The organism is Parasphingorhabdus sp. NYA22 (assembly GCF_976973735.1).
The window spans coordinates 1,571,623-1,587,855 of record NZ_OZ333477.1; the positions used below are offsets into that span (position 1 = coordinate 1,571,623).

Here is a 16,233-nt window from a genome sequence, read left to right on the forward strand (position 1 = left end):
GCTGTCCATTTGCGGGCGTGCAGCCTTGTTACCGGTCGCAATTCGGAAAAACGCTTGTCGCCTTGCCGCGCTTCTGCCATCGAAAGCCGCGATTGATGTTGAACATCCGTAACCGAGGCAATATCGCTTTACCCATGCACGCATATGCCAATCCCACCCGCTTCCTGTCACTTGCCAGGCCGCTGACGCCGTTTTTGCTTTTCGGCGGGATCGCCATGGTATTGGCTGCCTGCATCTGGGGCCTGTGGGGAACGCCGGCAGAGCGGTTGCAGGGCGATACGGTGAAGATAATCTTTGTCCATGTGCCGATGGCATGGCTTGGCATGGCGGGATGGTCCGGCATTGCCATTGCCAGTATTACCGAACTGATCTGGCGGCACCCGCTCGCCTCGCACGCCGCGCGCGCGATCGCTGTGCCCGGAGCGTTATTCACTCTGCTGTGTCTGATCACAGGCGCGATCTGGGGGCGACCGGCGTGGGGCACCTGGTGGGTCTGGGACGGCCGACTGACCTCGATGCTGGTGCTGTTTTTTCTCTATCTTGCCTATATCGTACTGGCCAACGAGACCAGCAAGAGCAAGGGCCAGAGCCGGATTGCCGCAATTTTTGGTGTTGTCGGCATCATCAATCTGCCGATCATTCGTTTTTCAGTCGAATGGTGGGAGACCCAGCATCAGGGCACGAGCATCAGCATCATGGGAAAATCCACTATCGATACGCTCTATTTATGGCCTCTATTGGTTTCGGCGATAGGTTTCTCTCTGCTATTCGGCGCGATTGTGCTTATGCGGATGCGGGCCAGTCTGGCGCAAACCAAAGTCGACGCACGGCTGAAAAGGATGGCAGCAGAATGAATCATTTGCCCTTTGTGATTGCTTCCTACGCGTTTGTGCTGTTGGGCACAGCCATGGTTGTGGCGCATAGCTATTTGGCGATGCGCAAAGCGGAAGCGAAGGCAGATCAGTTGAGCAAGCGGAAATGAAAGCAAAGCATCAAAGACTGACACTGGTGTTGCTGGCTGTGGTCGCACTGATCGGCGCCGGCCTGTTGGCCGCCTATGCGTTGCAGGATCAGGCGAGCTATTTCTACACGCCGTCCGATATCGCTGAGCAGAAACCGGAAGCGGGCGCGGCCATACGTCTTGGCGGGATGGTCGAGAATGGGTCTATCCAGCGCTCGGCAGACGGTGTCACGGTCCAGTTCATCGTTCAGGACGCCGGTGCCCGGCAAAAAGTTACCTATACCGGCATCACTCCAGACCTGTTTGTTGAAGGTTCGGGCGTGGTTGCCGATGGTCGGCTCGATACCAATGGCATGTTCGTCGCCGAGACATTGCTCGCCAAACATGATGAAAATTACATTCCGCGAGAGCTGGAAGGCATTGATATGACATCCGGCAAGCATAAAACGGAGACGCTGGTCCAATGATCGCCGAAACAGGTCTGATCGCGCTATGGCTCGCTGCTGCGCTCGCACTTCTGCAATTTGCTCTGGGTGCGATTGGCCTGCGCGCTCAGCGGGAAGACTATTATGCCGCGATCCGGCCTGTAGCGGTTGCGCAGGGTCTGTTTGTCAGCCTGTCCTTTTTGCTGCTGATCTGGTTGTTCCTGCGTTCCGATATGTCAGTCAAGCTGGTGGTGATGAACAGCGCTTCGGTAAAGCCGTTGCTCTACAAATTTGCCGGAACCTGGGGCAATCATGAAGGATCGATGCTGCTCTGGGTTACGGTGATGGGTCTGGCCGGTGCTTTTATCGCGCTGTTCGAACGCTCGCTAAAGACCAGAACGCTGGTCGCAACGCTGGCGGCGCAAGCCTTCATCAGTCTGGGGTTTTACGCATTTCTGCTGGTATCATCCAACCCGTTCGAACGGATGTTTCCGGTGCCGGCGGACGGGCAGGGGCTCAACCCGCTGCTGCAGGACCCCGGTCTCGCCTTCCATCCGCCGACGCTCTATTTCGGCTATGTCGGGCTTTCGGTAGCCTTTTCATTCGCCGTTGGCGCGATGATCACCCGCGATGTCGGAGCAGATTTTGCCAAGGCGATGCGGCCATGGGTGTTGGGCGCCTGGATATTCCTCACACTCGGTATTACCGCTGGCAGCTACTGGGCCTATTATGAACTCGGCTGGGGCGGCTGGTGGTTCTGGGACCCCGTCGAAAATGCCTCGCTCATGCCCTGGCTGGCAGCGACGGCCTTGCTCCATTCGGTAACGGTGCTGGCGACGCGCGACAGTCTGCGGGCCTGGACGTTGATGCTGGCTGTGGTGGCTTTTTCAATGTCGATGATCGGGACATTTCTGGTGCGCTCCGGTATCTTGACCAGCGTTCATGCCTTTGCGGTTGATCCGGAAAGAGGCAGTTTCATTCTGGCCTTGCTCGCCATCTATATTGGCGGCGCAATGGCGCTATTCGCGCTGCGTGTCGGCACGGTGAAGGAAGGCAAGCGTTTTGAACTGGTCAGCCGGGAAGGCGCGCTGGTGGCAAACAACCTGTTGCTGTCGGTCATTCTGGCGCTGGTTTTCATCGGTACGCTTTATCCGTTGTTGGTCGAAGCGGTCACCGGCGACAAGCTGTCGGTTGGCCCTCCCTATTTTAATCTTGCGACCGGCCCGCTGGCGCTGATGCTGGTCGCGGTTATGGCAGCCGGTCCGCTGCTGCGCTGGCGACGTGATAATCCCAAGGCTTTGCTGAACCGTATTTCGATCCCGATTCTGATTGCCGCCGCTGCCCTGTTTGCACTGGCGTTATTCACCACCGGGATGTCGATTCTCGCACTGCTTGGCCTCGGGCTGGCAGCCGGCGTTGCCGTTGCCAGTTTCGCACCTTTGTGGAAACGCAACCTCCGCCGCACGCCGCTGCACACTTATGGCATGGTGATCGCCCATTTCGGTATCGCGGTGGCTCTCGTCGGCATGGCTTGCGAAAGCAGCTTTACCGAAGAAAGACTGGTCGCGGCCCAACCCGGTGACGAAATCGCAGTGAACCAGTGGAAACTCAAGTTTGAAGCGATCGAGCCTATGGCCGGACCCAATTGGACTGCGCTCGAAGCCCGGATGACCGCGCAATATGGCGATGGCGCCATCCACGAAATTACACCGCAAAACCGGATGTTTGCCGCTGCGCAGACGCAAACCAGCGAAGCGGCGCTGCTGACTCGCTGGAACGGGCAGCTTTATGTGGTCCTCGGCGACGGCGACAGCGAAGGCCGCTGGCAGATACGGGTCTGGTGGAAGCCATTCGTGCCTTTGATCTGGTATGGCGGCATATTGGTCGCGCTCGGCGGGTTTCTTGCGATGGTCGGCCGCTTGCGGCGCGGTTATAAACAGCGCAAGCAGCGGGAATATGCCGAGGCGACACTATGAACCGCTGGTTGCTCTGGCTGCCGCTCGTGCTGTTCGGCATCTTTTTCGCCGCGGTTGCGACTGGCCTGATCATGCCGAAAGATAACGTCATCGAGAGCAAAATGGTCGGCAAGCCGATGCCTGCCTTTGCGTTACCCGCAGCGGTCGAGCAACGGCCTGGCTTGAGCAGCGCCGACTTGACCAAAGGCAAACCGACTTTGCTCAATATCTTCGCCAGCTGGTGCGTGCCCTGCATAGCCGAGGCTCCGCAACTGTTGGCGCTGCAGCGGGCGGGTGTTGAAATCAATGCGATAGCCAGCCGCGACACACCCGAAGATATCGCCAATTTCCTCAACCGCTGGGGCAATCCCTATACGCGGATCGGCACCGACACGACCAGCAAGGTGCAGCTGGAACTGGGTTCTTCCGGTGTACCTGAGACCTTCGTCATCGACGGCGATGGCATCATTGTTCACCAGCATATAGGTGACATCCGCCAAGAGGATATCGCCAAGCTGATCGAATTGCTGGAGGACGCAGGATGAAGAGATTCCTTGTCCTGCTCATTCTCTGTTTCGCGACTCCCATTGCGGCTCAAACCGGCTTGCCACCGGCGCCTTATGCCGACCGGCAACTGGATGATCCAAAGCAGGAAGCCGCTGCGCGCGATCTGATGGAAGAATTGCGCTGCCTGAAATGCCAGAGCCAGTCGATTGCCGACAGCAATGCACCAATGGCTGGTGATATGCGTAGTCAGGTGCGGGAGAGAATTGCCGCCGGCGAAACTCCGGAACAGGTCAGAGGCTGGCTGATCGAACGCTATGGCAACTGGGTATCCTACAATCCGCCGATAGCCTCGGCTGTCACATGGCCGCTGTGGGTCGCGCCGATAATCCTGTTGCTCGCTGCCCTGTGGCTGGCGCGCGGACGGTTCCGCAAAACCAAGGATGGTGAATGATGGGCTGGATCATACTCTTATTGTTCGTGCTGATTTGTGCTGGCGCTCTGATCAAATTGGGTAAATTGTCGCGCGGTACCTATGAAATAACCGCTGCGGCGCTGTTGCTCGGTGTTGCCGGTTATGCCTGGCAGGGGCATCCCGGCATGGCCGGCGTCTCGGTGGTGCCGATCGAAAAGCCGAATAGCTTCGACGATGATATGATCGATGCGCGCAACGAAATGGGTGAACGTTTCGGCACCGCGCAGGAATGGCTGATCTTTTCCGACTCCCTCAACCGCGCGAAAAAACATGGCGCCGCCGCCAATTATCTGCGCAACGGGGTAAGAGAGCATCCGGACGATCCCGATCTCTGGGTCGGATTGGGCAATGCGCTGGTGGTCCATGCTGACGGGGTGATCACGCCTGCCGCGCAATTTGCTTTCCAGAAAGCCGCCGATCTGTCGCCGGAGCATCCAGGGCCACCGTTTTTCCTCGGGCTGGCTTATGCGCAGTCGGGCAAGATCGATCAGGCCCGGGCAATCTGGACCGAATTGCTGGCCCGGAGCAGTGAAGACGCTCCGTGGCGCGAAGATCTCGAGTCGCGGCTGGCGACTATGGAAAAGATACAACCATCGCTTCCTGTGACGCCGGAGTCGCCTGCAGAGCAGTAAAAACCTTGCATTATGAATGGGTTGATATTCGCAGTCCGTCAGTTTGTTGCGCCTGATAAAAGCCGGTGCTAAGCGCTCGCGCTTGCTGAAACGAATGTCAGTAAACAGCTTGTTGTGTCCAAATTGATCGGGGTACGCCGTAACGGCCAACCAATGTCCGCAGAACCAACCGAAAGCGCAGATGCGCAAGGCAGCACGGTGCAAACCCACGGCTCGCCGCAACGCAATACGGCCATAGCCAAGCTGGCAGCGGGCGCGATTGGAATCGTGTTCGGTGACATTGGCACAAGCCCGCTATACGCGTTTCGTGAAACCTTCATCGGCGCGCATCCGCTGGAACTGGATCGAGTCCATGTTCTCGGCGTGGTCAGCCTGATATTCTGGTCGATGACCCTGGTGGTGACGATCCAATATGTCAGTATCACCATGCGGGCGGACAACAAGGGGCAGGGCGGCAGCCTGGCGCTGGTGGCGCTGATTTCGGGAGCCATGCGACGATCAAAATATGGCTGGCTGGCGATATTGCTCGGTGTTTTCGCGACGGCGCTCTTCTATGGCGACAGCATGATTACGCCGGCGATATCGGTGCTCTCGGCGGTTGAAGGTCTGGCTGTTGTTCAGCCCGGACTGGGCCACCTGGTCATTCCGATCGCGCTCACCCTGCTGATATTCCTCTTCCTGCTGCAGTCGCGCGGTACCGCGAAAATTGGCGCATTATTTGCGCCGGTGATGTTTGTCTATTTTGCTGTCATCGCTACGCTTGGCATCATCCAGATCGTCGAGCATCCCTCGATCCTCTTTGCCTTCAACCCCTGGTATGCCGTGCAGTTTTTCATCACCGACGGAGTGAAAGCCTTTCTGGCGCTCGGTTCGGTCGTGCTGGCTGTGACCGGTTCCGAAGCCCTGTTTGCCGACATGGGCCATTTCGGCAAGAAGCCGATGCGCGTCGCCTGGTATGGTTTTGTCATGCCGGCTCTGCTCTGCAACTATTTCGGGCAGGGCGCGATGATCCTCTCGCTCGATGCCGCTGGCGCAGCCGCAGCGATTGAAAGTCCTTTCTTCATCATGGCACCGGAAGTGCTGCGCTTGCCGCTGGTCATATTGGCGACCATGGCGACATTCATTGCCAGCCAGGCCGTGATTTCAGGCTCTTTCTCGGTCACTCATCAGGCGATCCAGCTTGGTTTCATTCCGCGCCTGACGATCAAGCATACCAGCGCGTCGGAAGCGGGGCAGATCTATATTCCCTTCGTCAACTGGGCGATCATGATCGCGGTCATCCTGCTGGTGCTGACCTTCCAGAGTTCGAGCAACCTTGCCTCGGCTTATGGTATCGCCGTCACCGGTGCGATGTTCATCGACACTTGCCTGCTGGCGATCGTGATGGTGGTTCTGTGGAAATGGAAGCTATGGATCACGGTGCCATTGCTGGCCATCTTCTTCATCGTCGATGGCGCCTATTTTGCCGCCAACCTGACCAAGGTCCCCGATGGCGGCTGGTTCCCGCTGGCTGTTGGTGGCGTTGCTTTCATCATCCTGACGACCTGGGCCAAAGGCCGGCAGATCATGCGGAAGAATATGGCAGAAGCAGCCATGCCGATCGAAATTTTCACCAAATCCGCTGCCAATAGCGCCACCCGCGTACCCGGAACTGCGATTTTCATGGCATCTTCTTCTGCCGGCGTGCCATCGGCGCTGCTCCACAATATCAAGCATAACAAGGTCATTCACGAGCGGGTGGTAATCCTGACCGTCAACATCAAAGACGTCCCGACGGTTTCTGCCAACAACCGCTGCGAAGTGAAGGATCTCGGGCATGGCTTCTACCGCCTCATTCTCCATTTCGGCTTCATGCAGGAAACCGATGTTCCGGAAGCGCTGAAACAGGTCAAAGGCTGCGGTATGGAATTTGACATGATGACCACCAGCTTCTTCCTGTCGCGCCAGACCTTGCTGCCGTCGAAGAAACCGGAAATGATGATCTGGCGGGAAAAACTCTTCGCCTGGCTGCTGCGCAACGCGGCGACCGCGATGGAATTTTTCAAATTGCCCAGCAATCGCGTGGTGGAGCTGGGAAGCCAGATGGAAATCTGACGGGCGGGTAGGTTGGTATCTGGATGATATTTCAGGACGTTATTGAACACGGTTAAGGCCGCATATGTTTTTCTATCGGAAAGAGACCCCGGCCTTCGCCGGGGTTGATCCCACCCTGCGCTGCGACAGGCTGCTTCGTCACGCTGCGCATCACGTGGCGCGTCAAATATTTGGTGGCCTATCATTGCGCTCTCTACTAAATAGCGGCCATCCCGATTCTATTGACAGGAACAGCCCATGCGCGTCGCCATTGCCTCCGATCATGCCGCCCTCGATATGAAGGCTGCGCTGGTGGATTGGTTGCAAGAGGCAGGTCACGAGGTCAGCGATCTGGGGCCGATGACAGCCGATAGTGTCGACTATCCCGATTATGGCTATAAGCTGGCCCAGGAAGTGGCATCGGGCCGTGTCGAGCGCGGCGTAGCGCTTTGCGGGTCCGGCATCGGAATTTCCATGGCCGTCAATCGCAATCCGGCCTGTCGCTGTGCACTGGTCTCCGAAGGCCTTTCGGCGAAACTCTCGCGCGAACATAATGACGCGAATGTCATCGCGATGGGCGCAAGGCTCGTCGGTATCGAAATCGCGAAAGACTGTCTCGACGTCTTTCTGAAAACCCCATTTGGCGGCGACCGGCATCAGCGCCGCGTCGATAAACTGTCCGCACCACAAGCCCAAGGAGCAAGCGCATGAGCAACGTCGCAGATATTCAGGATATCAGGCAGACCGGTTTCTTCGACTTTTCGGTCGACGAGAGCGATCCTGCGGTTGCCGGAGCGATCAATTCCGAATTGACGCGCCAGCAGAACCAGATCGAACTGATTGCGTCGGAAAACATCGTCTCCAAGGCGGTGTTGCAGGCGCAAGGCTCGGTCTTCACCAACAAATATGCCGAAGGCTATCCCGGACGCCGCTATTATCAGGGCTGCGCGCCGTCTGATGATGTCGAGACGCTGGCGATCGAGCGCGCCAAGCAGCTGTTTGATTGCGGTTTTGTCAATGTGCAGCCGCATTCGGGTGCGCAGGCCAATGGCGCAGTTATGCTGGCGCTGGTCAAGCCTGGTGATACCATCCTCGGCATGTCGCTTGATGCGGGCGGCCATCTGACCCATGGCGCAAAACCTGCGCAATCGGGCAAATGGTTCAATGCGATCCAATATGGCGTCAACGAGGATGATCACCTGATCAACTATGAAGAAGTCGAGGCTCTGGCCAAGGAGCACCAGCCGAAACTGATCATCGCCGGTGGTTCCGCCTATCCGCGCCAGATCGATTTCGCCAAGTTCCGCGCGATTGCCGACTCTGTCGGTGCGATCTTCATGGTCGATATGGCGCATTTTGCCGGACTGGTTGCCGCCGGACTGCATCCCAGCCCGCTGGATCATGCCCATGTTGTCACGACTACGACGCACAAAACCCTGCGCGGACCGCGTGGCGGCATGATTTTGACCAATGACGAAGCTATTGCCAAGAAGATCAATTCTGCGGTTTTTCCTGGCCTGCAAGGCGGCCCGCTGATGCATGTGATCGCTGCCAAAGCGGTTGCTTTCGGCGAGGCATTGCGTCCCGAGTTTAAAAGCTATTCTGCTGCTGTCATCGAAAATGCCAAGGTTCTCGCTGCTACACTCAAGGAACGCGGCGCCGATGTCGTCGCCGGTGGCACCGACACCCATCTCGCGCTGATCGATCTGTCACCTCTGGGAATCACCGGCCGCGACGCCGATGAAGCGCTCGAACGGGCTGGCATCACCTGCAACAAGAACAGCATTCCCAATGATCCGCAGCCGCCGATGAAGACAAGCGGTATCCGCGTCGGTTCTCCCGCCGGTACCACCCGCGGTTTCGGCCCGGTCGAATTCCGGATGATCGGTGACATGGTTGCGGATGTGCTGGACGGACTGCGCGAAAAAGGCGAGGGCGGTGATCCGTCGGTAGAAGCGGATGTTCGTGAGCGGGTGCAAGAGCTTTGCGACCGTTTTCCGATCTATCAGGATTGATCGGAAAACCAGACCATGCGTTGCCCTTTTTGTGCCCATGACGACAGTCAGGTAAAAGACAGCCGTCCGACCGAGGATAATACCACGATCAGACGCCGGCGTCAGTGCGAGGGCTGCGGCGCGCGGTTCACAACTTTCGAACGCGTGCAGCTTCGCGAAATTACGGTGGTCAAGAGCGAAGACCGCAAGGAACCTTTCGACCGGTCGAAGATCGACCTGTCGGTTTCCCTGGCTTGCCGCAAACGCGGGCTGGCGCAAGAGCAGATGGACCAGCTTGTATCCGGGATCCAGCGGCAGCTGGAAACCAGCGGCGAAACCGAAATTCCTTCGCAGAGAATTGGCGAGATGGTGATGGACGGTCTCAAAGCCCTCGACAGCGTTGCCTATATTCGTTTTGCGTCGGTTTATAAGGATTTTACCGAGGCCAAGGATTTTAAAGAATTCGCAGGCAGCTTGAAAGACGTTGACGGGGCGTGAGCAATCAGCCCGCAATCATATTGGTAAACCCGCAACTCGGCCAGAATATCGGAAAAGCTGCGCGAGCCATGCTGAACTTCGGGTTGACCGAGATGCGCATCGTCAAGCCGCGGGACGGTTGGCCCAATCCGGATGCCGGCCCATCGGCTTCGGGCGCGGATCAGGTGCTGGAACATGCTCAGGTCTTTGAAACCACGGCGGAGGCCGTGGCTGATTGCGCCCATGTCTATGCCACCACGGTCCGCAAACGGGGCATGACCAAGACGGTGCTGACGCCTTGGGAAGCGGCAGAAGACATGGCGCAGGCGAGCGGCAAATGCGCGATCCTGTTCGGGCCGGAGAGATCAGGTCTGGAAGTTGTCGATGTCGAACTTGCGCGTAAGATCATTACCGTGCCGATCAACCCCGAGTTCGGATCGCTGAACTTGGCGCAGGCTGTCATCCTTGTGGCTTATGAAATATCCAAAATCGATAGCGCCGCCAATGTCCAGCCGACGCTGGAAAAGAAAACGACCGAACCGGCTCCGCAAAAAGAGCTGGATATGTTCTACGAGCATCTGGAGCGGGCGCTGGACAAGAACGGCTATTTCTATCCGGCCGAGCGGGCTGTTGCCACGAAAGTCACGCTTCGAAATATGCTGACCAAGCCGGCCTGGACGACCGAAGAGGTCAAGACATGGCGCGGTGTTGTATCTTCGCTGGAGAGACCGCCGCGCAAGGATAAGGCCGAGAAAAAATAGCCATCATATCGGCTATTTGCGAAGCTGGTCCCATTTCTGCATTTCATAGCTGATCGATGTTTCTACCAGCATTTCCCATATGGCCGCCATAGTCGGCACCGGTATGGATGCTTGCTCTGCCAGCCTTTTTACATTCGCCAGAACCTCTGCCTTGCGGCCCTCGTCCCTGACTGCCTTGCGGTCCTGTTTGATTCGCGCTGCCGCATCCATGCAGGCAAAACGGCGCCGGAAAAGATCAATCAACTCCGCATCAAGTTGATCAACAGCTTCCCGCACGTGCTTCATATCGCGAATTTGATTAATGGTTTCAGTGGTTACGGTCATGGCAGCGCGAATAATTTACTAAGAGCAGAATGTCGAGCAAGAAGGCAGTTTGGGGGTGGATATTGTGGCGGACTACCGATATATTGCTTGTAACATTAGATTTTAAGTTCGGAGTAATTATGATTTCACTACTTTTATCACTGGCAATGGTTGGCGATACGCAGACGATGGATAGCAAAGAGCAATCGGCGGACGACAACAAGCGCGTATGTCGGTCTGTTGAGACTCTCGGGTCCAAAATCCCCAAGCGTGTCTGTCGTACCCAAGGAGAATGGGCGCAGTTGGACCGGGCAAACTCAAGCATGAGCACAGAATCGATCCGGCGCGATCATAGTTACAGCCGAGGCACGCAAAACAGTAACTGAGCTAAGTAATAGTTCATGCTGTTTGCCTGAATTTTCAAGAATTTTCATGTATCAGGCGCCTTGACAGATTTGAAGAAATCTGTTCAAGGCGCCACAGCAATTGGCCCCGCACCCCGGTGAAGCGGCGGCCGCATCAAGACCTGTGTTTTGATGGTGCGCTCCGGGAAGACGTAAAAACAGCAAATCAGGAGTCATTGATATGACCAAACGTACCAGTTCCAAGTATAAACTCGATCGCCGTATGGGCGAGAATATCTGGGGCCGTCCCAAATCTCCCGTCAATCGTCGCGACTATGGCCCGGGCCAGCACGGTCAGCGCCGCAAGGGCAAGCTTTCCGATTTCGGTATTCAGCTGCGCGCCAAGCAGAAGCTCAAGGGCTATTATGGCGACGTGACGGAAAAGCAGTTCCGCCGCGCCTATAAAGAAGCCGCCGCGATGAAGGGCGATACCAGCCAGAACCTGATCGGCCTGCTCGAGCAGCGTCTCGACATGGTTGTCTATCGCGCCAAATTCACCCCGACCATCTTTTCTGCCCGTCAGCTCGTCAGCCACGGTCATATCCGGGTAAACGGCGTCAAATGTAATGTTGCATCGCGCAAGGTTGTACCGGGCGATGTGATTTCGCTGAGCGACAAGGCTCAGGAAATGCTGCTCGTTATCGAAGCGCAGAGCCTGCCAGAGCGTGATATTCCTGAATATGTCAATCCAGACGGCACGGACAAAGTAACCTATGTCCGCATCCCGACACTGGACGAAGTGCCGTATCCGGTAACCATGGAACCCAATCTGGTCGTCGAATTCTATTCGCGCTGATTGTTTTCAGAAATTTTCAAGAAAAGGCGGCTTTCAACAGCCGCCTTTTTTTTGTCCTGTGTTTCGGTGGTGATCGTTGGCCCGTGGCAAGGCCGCGGTCCAACGTCTTCAAGGCTCCTTGCCTTGCTGAATATCGTCTGCCATTGAGTACATAACGATTTTCGGAACTGAAAATTTCAGAAGGAAAAGCATGATGTTGAAACGGTCTCTCTGGGTGCTGTTGGCGCCGTCTCTGGCACTGGCCGGCTGCACGAAGATTGAAGAGGGTGATACGGCAGCAGCGCTGCCCGAAATCGCGGCACCGGAACTGTCGGTTGAAACGATGAAGTCGATCACCGAGGAACTTTCGTCGGACGCCTATGAAGGCCGTGCGCCTGGTACGCCCGGTGAGGAAAAGACGCTGGCGCTGCTGACGAGCAAATTTGCCGAAGCCGGACTGGAGCCGGGCAATGGCGATAGCTGGTTTCAGGATGTGCCGCTGGTCGGGATTACCTCGAAAAACATGTCTCCTTTGAAAATCATCGGCGGAAAGAGCGATTTGTCTTTTGCTTTTGGCAGTGACTATGTCGTCTCGAGTTATCAGGAACAGCCGAAAATTGACGTTGCTGACAGCGACATGGTGTTTGTCGGTTATGGTATCAACGCTCCCGAGCGCGGCTGGAACGACTATGCCGGGGTAGATGTTAAAGGCAAAACCGTCGTCATATTGGTGAACGATCCCGATTTCGGCACCGAAAGCCTCGAAGGCGAATTTGGTGGCCGGGCGATGACCTATTACGGGCGCTGGACCTATAAATATGAAGAAGCGGCGCGACAGGGGGCTGCTGCGGCTTTGATCATCCATGACACCGAGCCAGCAGCTTACGGCTGGAATGTGGTCGAATCGAGCTGGACAGGCGAACAATTTTACGCGCAGTCGGCTAATGGCGGCGCGGACCAGACCAAATTGAACGGCTGGATCCAGAAGGATGCGGCAGCCAAGATTTTTGCAGCAGCTGGTCAGGACCTGACCGCGCAAATGGCGGCAGCGAAGAAAAAGGGTTTCAAGGCGATTGACCTGAAGCTGAAGGCATCTGCTTCGCTCGAGAATGATATCAACAAAACCGACAGCAAGAATGTCGTCGGGATTTTGAAGGGCAAGACCCGTCCTGATGAATATGTAATCTATACCGCGCATTGGGATCATCTTGGCCGCTGCAAGCCGGCGCCGGATGGTGACGATATCTGCAATGGTGCGGTCGATAACGCTACCGGTACGGCAGCGCTGGTCGCTCTGGCGGAAGCCCATGTCAAAGCCGGTGCACCCGATCGCAGCATCATCTTCCTCGCTGTCACCGCCGAAGAGTCAGGCCTGCTGGGTTCGGCTTATTATGCGCAAAATCCGATTTACCCGCTGAGCAAGACGGTGGGCGGAGTGAATATGGATGCATTCGGAATGGCCGGACCGGCGAAAAATGTGATCGTTGTCGGGAAAGGCAAGTCGCAACTGGATCGTTATCTCGAAGCGGCGCTGACGGAAGATGGCCGGGTGGCCGAAGCCGAGCCGACACCGGAGAAGGGCTATTATTACCGGTCAGATCATTTCAGCTTTGCCAAGCTCGGCGTACCGATGATCTATTTCGAAGGTGGCGAGGATCTGGTCGAGGGTGGCCGCGAAGCCGGTGAAGCGATTTCGAAAGACTATACCGAAAACCGTTATCATGGTCCGAAGGACGAATATGATCCGAACTGGAACTGGGATGGCGTGATGGGCGACTTGAAAGTCTATTATACCGTCGCCCGGATGCTGGCGATGACGGAAGACTGGCCCAACTGGAACGAAGGCGACGAATTCCGCGCAACGCGGGACAAGAGCCGCGCCGGCAACTGATTCCGGACAACAGGCATGACGAGATGGCCCGCAGAGTGGGAACCGCATCAGGCGGTGTGGATCGGCTTTCCCGGTGATCCGGCGGAATGGCCGCAGGGTCGGGATGCCGCGCAGCAGGAAGTAGCGGCTTTTGCTAATGCCGTTGCCGATGAAGGTGCTGGCGAGCGCGTTGTGCTGGTGTGCCGTGAGGCTGCGGATGCAGATGTCGCACGGGGGCTGGTTCAGTCCTGCGTAGACGTGGTTCTCGAGCCTTTTGGTGATGTCTGGCTACGTGATACCGCGCCAATTTTTGTCATCGGTCCGGATGGCCTTAACGGTCGGGATTTCGGCTTCAACGGCTGGGGCGGCAAATATGAGATGGCTGGCGATCAGGATATCGGGGCGCGCTTGTCGGACCGCTTCGGTTTGGGCAACAGCGAGCAGGCTTGGATATTGGAGGGCGGTGCGATCGACGGCGATGGCACGGGCCGTTTGATTACCACCGAGCAATGCGTGCTCAATGCCAATCGCAATGACGGGCTAACCAAGGAACAGGCCGCTGCGCGATTGCGCGAAGCTCTGGCGGTGGAGCATATCTGCTGGTTGGGTGACGGGCTGGCTGCCGACCATACCGATGGCCATGTAGACAATCTTGCCCGTTTTGTCGCTCCGGGCACTGTGGTTATTCCGCAAGCCGAGACTGATGATGATCCCAATGCGGAGATTTTTGACGATGCCGCACGGCGTGCGGAATCTGACGGTCTCACAGTGGTTCGGCTGCCGTCGGCCGGACGATATGAGGTTGACGGCGACATCGCGCCGGCCAGTTACATGAACTTCTATATCGGGAACACTGTGGTCGCGGTTCCGCAATATGGAGCTGCGAACGACAGCAAGGCGGTCGATCGGATAGCGGCTCTTTTCCCCGACCGTAAAGTGATCGGGCTATCCAGCCAGGCGCTGTTGCGAGGCGGCGGCAGTTTCCATTGCATATCGCAACAGATCCCGCTGCAAGCGTAACCTGAACGCCAATTTGCACGAACTCTTGTCCGGAGGGTGGAAGATGCTACGCTTCCATTCCTATCGAAGGGACGATTGATGACGGACGGCATATTGGGCGTATTGAGTGCGCTGACCTATATTTTCATTCTGTTGCTCGGGCTGGGACTGGCGGCTTTCGTCGTTCTGTTCATCATAGACATAACCCAGAAACAGGACGCGGTGCGCCGGAACTATCCGGTAATCGGGCGCTTCCGCCATATTTTCTCCGAACTGGGTGAATTTTTCCGGCAATATTTTTTCGCCATGGACCGCGAGGAAATGCCGTTCAACCGCGCCGAGCGGGAATGGGTAGAGCGCGCCGGCAAGGGCATGGACAATACGATCGCATTCGGATCGACCAAGAATCTCGATCCCCCCGGTACGGCAATTTTCGTTAACTGCCCGTTCCCGACGCTCGAGACCGATGCAGCGGAAACGACGACCTGCATCATCGGCGAACATTCGAGGCATCCCTATGAAGCCACATCCTTTTTCAATATTTCCGCGATGAGCTTCGGGGCCTTGTCCGTGCCAGCGGTTCAGGCCTTGTCACATGGGGCCAAACTGGCGGGATGCTGGCTCAACACCGGGGAGGGCGGATTGTCGCCTTTCCATCTTGAAGGTGGCTGCGATATTGTCTTCCAGATCGGCACCGCGAAATATGGCGTTCGTGATACTGACGGAAGCCTCAGCGACGAGAAGCTGCGTGGTATCGCGGCGCACAAACAGGTCCGGATGTTCGAGATAAAGCTGTCGCAAGGCGCCAAGCCCGGCAAGGGCGGCATATTGCCTGGCGAGAAAGTGAACCGGATGATCGCGGAAATTCGCGGCATCACGGAGGGACAGCCAAGCATATCGCCTAACCGCCATCCCGAGATCAACAGCGTCGATCAATTGCTCGACTTCATTCACCATGTGCGGAAAGTGACGGGCAAACCCACCGGGATCAAGGCGGTGGTCGGGGCCTATGGCTGGCTGGAGGAATTGTGCGAGGCCATCCATCAGCGCGGGATCGAGAGTGCTCCGGACTTTTTCACGCTGGATGGCGGGGACGGAGGGACCGGCGCCGCGCCAATGCCGCTGATGGACAATGTCGGGCTGCAGCTGAAGGAAAGCCTGCCGATGCTGTCCGATATTTTCCATCGCTATGGCTTGCGCGACCGGATCAAGATTATCGCTTCGGGAAAACGGATCACACCGTCCAGCGCCGCCTGGGCGATCTGTGCGGGTGCGGATTTTATCAACACGGCGCGTGGCTTCATGTTCTCGCTCGGCTGTATCCAGTCGCTGAAATGCAACAAGAATACCTGCCCGACTGGCGTCACCACCCATAATCCCCGTCTGCAGCGCGGACTCGATCCGCAGGACAAGAAAGTCAAAGTGGCCAATTACTGCAAGAATATCGTCCACGAGGTCGAAGTGATCGCGCATAGTTGCGGCGTTGACGAGCCTCGCAAACTGGGCCGCAAGCATGTCCGGATCGTCCAGGATACCGGTAAATCCGTTCCGTTCGACGAACTTTATCCGCGGCCCGAGGTTTTGCCGCAATATAGGGCATCTATGGAAAACGCCCGTTAATATAT

General features: G+C 56.9%; 17 protein-coding genes. 16 read left to right on the top strand and 1 reads right to left on the bottom strand.

The genetic code is table 11. From position 1 onward, the window contains the following. The first annotated feature begins 134 nt into the window (after positions 1 to 134). The 12 genes from ccmC to ACWFTY_RS07655 all read left to right on the top strand — a co-directional run bounded on the left by ccmC (position 135) and on the right by ACWFTY_RS07655 (position 10,257). Entirely contained in the window at positions 135 to 854 is a 720-nt protein-coding gene (ccmC, locus tag ACWFTY_RS07600) for a heme ABC transporter permease CcmC (RefSeq protein ID WP_447526663.1), read from the top strand. Beyond that, positions 851 to 982, top strand: coding sequence for a heme exporter protein CcmD (gene ccmD, locus ACWFTY_RS07605; protein ID WP_447526664.1), 132 nt, complete (start codon positions 851 to 853; stop codon positions 980 to 982). Before ccmC ends, ccmD begins: the two co-directional genes overlap by 4 nt. Then, positions 979 to 1,428, top strand: a complete 450-nt coding sequence (ccmE, locus tag ACWFTY_RS07610; protein WP_447526665.1) for a cytochrome c maturation protein CcmE — start codon at positions 979 to 981, stop codon at positions 1,426 to 1,428. Before ccmD ends, ccmE begins: the two co-directional genes overlap by 4 nt. Continuing rightward, the gene (locus ACWFTY_RS07615) at positions 1,425 to 3,362 is read left to right on the top strand and encodes a heme lyase CcmF/NrfE family subunit (protein WP_447526666.1); all 1,938 of its coding nucleotides are present in this window, start codon (positions 1,425 to 1,427) and stop codon (positions 3,360 to 3,362) included. The genes ccmE and ACWFTY_RS07615 overlap by 4 nt, the downstream gene beginning before the upstream one ends. Continuing rightward, positions 3,359 to 3,886, top strand: coding sequence for a DsbE family thiol:disulfide interchange protein (locus ACWFTY_RS07620; protein WP_447526667.1), 528 nt, complete (start codon positions 3,359 to 3,361; stop codon positions 3,884 to 3,886). The genes ACWFTY_RS07615 and ACWFTY_RS07620 overlap by 4 nt, the downstream gene beginning before the upstream one ends. Then, entirely contained in the window at positions 3,883 to 4,299 is a 417-nt protein-coding gene (locus ACWFTY_RS07625; RefSeq protein WP_447526668.1) for a cytochrome c-type biogenesis protein, read from the top strand. Before ACWFTY_RS07620 ends, ACWFTY_RS07625 begins: the two co-directional genes overlap by 4 nt. Beyond that, positions 4,296 to 4,952 (top strand): tetratricopeptide repeat protein, encoded by a 657-nt coding sequence (locus ACWFTY_RS07630; RefSeq protein ID WP_447526669.1) that lies wholly within the window; start codon positions 4,296 to 4,298, stop codon positions 4,950 to 4,952. The genes ACWFTY_RS07625 and ACWFTY_RS07630 overlap by 4 nt, the downstream gene beginning before the upstream one ends. Positions 4,953 to 5,105: 153 nt before the next feature. Continuing rightward, positions 5,106 to 7,046, top strand: coding sequence for a potassium transporter Kup (locus ACWFTY_RS07635; RefSeq protein ID WP_447526670.1), 1,941 nt, complete (start codon positions 5,106 to 5,108; stop codon positions 7,044 to 7,046). 237 nt (positions 7,047 to 7,283) lie between these two features. Further along, positions 7,284 to 7,736, top strand: coding sequence for a ribose 5-phosphate isomerase B (rpiB, locus tag ACWFTY_RS07640; RefSeq protein ID WP_447526671.1), 453 nt, complete (start codon positions 7,284 to 7,286; stop codon positions 7,734 to 7,736). Then, positions 7,733 to 9,040 carry a serine hydroxymethyltransferase gene (glyA, locus tag ACWFTY_RS07645; protein WP_447526672.1) on the top strand — a complete coding sequence of 436 codons (1,308 nt, stop codon included), beginning with the start codon at positions 7,733 to 7,735 and terminating at the stop codon, positions 9,038 to 9,040. Before rpiB ends, glyA begins: the two co-directional genes overlap by 4 nt. 15 nt (positions 9,041 to 9,055) lie before the next feature. Continuing rightward, positions 9,056 to 9,517, top strand: coding sequence for a transcriptional regulator NrdR (gene nrdR, locus ACWFTY_RS07650; RefSeq protein ID WP_447526673.1), 462 nt, complete (start codon positions 9,056 to 9,058; stop codon positions 9,515 to 9,517). Then, on the top strand, positions 9,514 to 10,257 hold the full coding sequence (locus ACWFTY_RS07655; protein ID WP_447526674.1) for an RNA methyltransferase: 744 nt from the start codon (positions 9,514 to 9,516) through the stop codon (positions 10,255 to 10,257). Before nrdR ends, ACWFTY_RS07655 begins: the two co-directional genes overlap by 4 nt. Positions 10,258 to 10,269: 12 nt before the next feature. On the opposite strand, the gene ACWFTY_RS07660 is transcribed toward ACWFTY_RS07655, so the two are convergent. Then, on the bottom strand, positions 10,270 to 10,581 hold the full coding sequence (locus ACWFTY_RS07660) for a chorismate mutase (protein WP_447526675.1): 312 nt from the start codon (positions 10,579 to 10,581) through the stop codon (positions 10,270 to 10,272). A 564-nt stretch (positions 10,582 to 11,145) separates the two neighbouring features. Here ACWFTY_RS07660 and rpsD point away from each other — a divergent pair. The 4 genes from rpsD to ACWFTY_RS07680 all read left to right on the top strand — a co-directional run bounded on the left by rpsD (position 11,146) and on the right by ACWFTY_RS07680 (position 16,228). Then, positions 11,146 to 11,760: a 30S ribosomal protein S4 gene (gene rpsD, locus ACWFTY_RS07665; RefSeq protein ID WP_447526676.1), complete on the top strand. Its 615-nt coding sequence runs from the start codon at positions 11,146 to 11,148 to the stop codon at positions 11,758 to 11,760. Between the two features lie 190 nt (positions 11,761 to 11,950). Then, entirely contained in the window at positions 11,951 to 13,630 is a 1,680-nt protein-coding gene (locus ACWFTY_RS07670; RefSeq protein ID WP_447526677.1) for a M28 family metallopeptidase, read from the top strand. Between the two features lie 15 nt (positions 13,631 to 13,645). Next, a complete protein-coding gene (locus ACWFTY_RS07675) occupies positions 13,646 to 14,629 on the top strand; it encodes an agmatine deiminase family protein (protein ID WP_447526678.1) in 984 nt (327 codons plus the stop codon). 78 nt (positions 14,630 to 14,707) lie between these two features. Next, on the top strand, positions 14,708 to 16,228 hold the full coding sequence (locus ACWFTY_RS07680; RefSeq protein ID WP_447526679.1) for an FMN-binding glutamate synthase family protein: 1,521 nt from the start codon (positions 14,708 to 14,710) through the stop codon (positions 16,226 to 16,228). The last annotated feature ends 5 nt before the right edge of the window (positions 16,229 to 16,233 follow it).

Excerpts from the sequence above, each read along its gene's own strand:
- ccmD (WP_447526664.1), top strand. The coding sequence starts at position 851 with ATGAATCATTTGCCCTTTGTGATTGCTTCCTACGCGTTTGTGCTGTTG.
- ACWFTY_RS07635 (WP_447526670.1), top strand. The coding sequence starts at position 5,106 with ATGTCCGCAGAACCAACCGAAAGCGCAGATGCGCAAGGCAGCACGGTG.
- ACWFTY_RS07670 (WP_447526677.1), top strand. The coding sequence starts at position 11,951 with ATGATGTTGAAACGGTCTCTCTGGGTGCTGTTGGCGCCGTCTCTGGCA.
- ACWFTY_RS07630 (WP_447526669.1), top strand. The coding sequence starts at position 4,296 with ATGATGGGCTGGATCATACTCTTATTGTTCGTGCTGATTTGTGCTGGC.
- rpsD (WP_447526676.1), top strand. The coding sequence starts at position 11,146 with ATGACCAAACGTACCAGTTCCAAGTATAAACTCGATCGCCGTATGGGC.
- glyA (WP_447526672.1), top strand. The coding sequence starts at position 7,733 with ATGAGCAACGTCGCAGATATTCAGGATATCAGGCAGACCGGTTTCTTC.
- ACWFTY_RS07615 (WP_447526666.1), top strand. The coding sequence starts at position 1,425 with ATGATCGCCGAAACAGGTCTGATCGCGCTATGGCTCGCTGCTGCGCTC.
- ccmE (WP_447526665.1), top strand. The coding sequence starts at position 979 with ATGAAAGCAAAGCATCAAAGACTGACACTGGTGTTGCTGGCTGTGGTC.
- nrdR (WP_447526673.1), top strand. The coding sequence starts at position 9,056 with ATGCGTTGCCCTTTTTGTGCCCATGACGACAGTCAGGTAAAAGACAGC.
- ACWFTY_RS07660 (WP_447526675.1), bottom strand. The coding sequence starts at position 10,581 with ATGACCGTAACCACTGAAACCATTAATCAAATTCGCGATATGAAGCAC.
- ccmC (WP_447526663.1), top strand. The coding sequence starts at position 135 with ATGCACGCATATGCCAATCCCACCCGCTTCCTGTCACTTGCCAGGCCG.
- ACWFTY_RS07620 (WP_447526667.1), top strand. The coding sequence starts at position 3,359 with ATGAACCGCTGGTTGCTCTGGCTGCCGCTCGTGCTGTTCGGCATCTTT.
- ACWFTY_RS07675 (WP_447526678.1), top strand. The coding sequence starts at position 13,646 with ATGACGAGATGGCCCGCAGAGTGGGAACCGCATCAGGCGGTGTGGATC.
- rpiB (WP_447526671.1), top strand. The coding sequence starts at position 7,284 with ATGCGCGTCGCCATTGCCTCCGATCATGCCGCCCTCGATATGAAGGCT.
- ACWFTY_RS07680 (WP_447526679.1), top strand. The coding sequence starts at position 14,708 with ATGACGGACGGCATATTGGGCGTATTGAGTGCGCTGACCTATATTTTC.
- ACWFTY_RS07625 (WP_447526668.1), top strand. The coding sequence starts at position 3,883 with ATGAAGAGATTCCTTGTCCTGCTCATTCTCTGTTTCGCGACTCCCATT.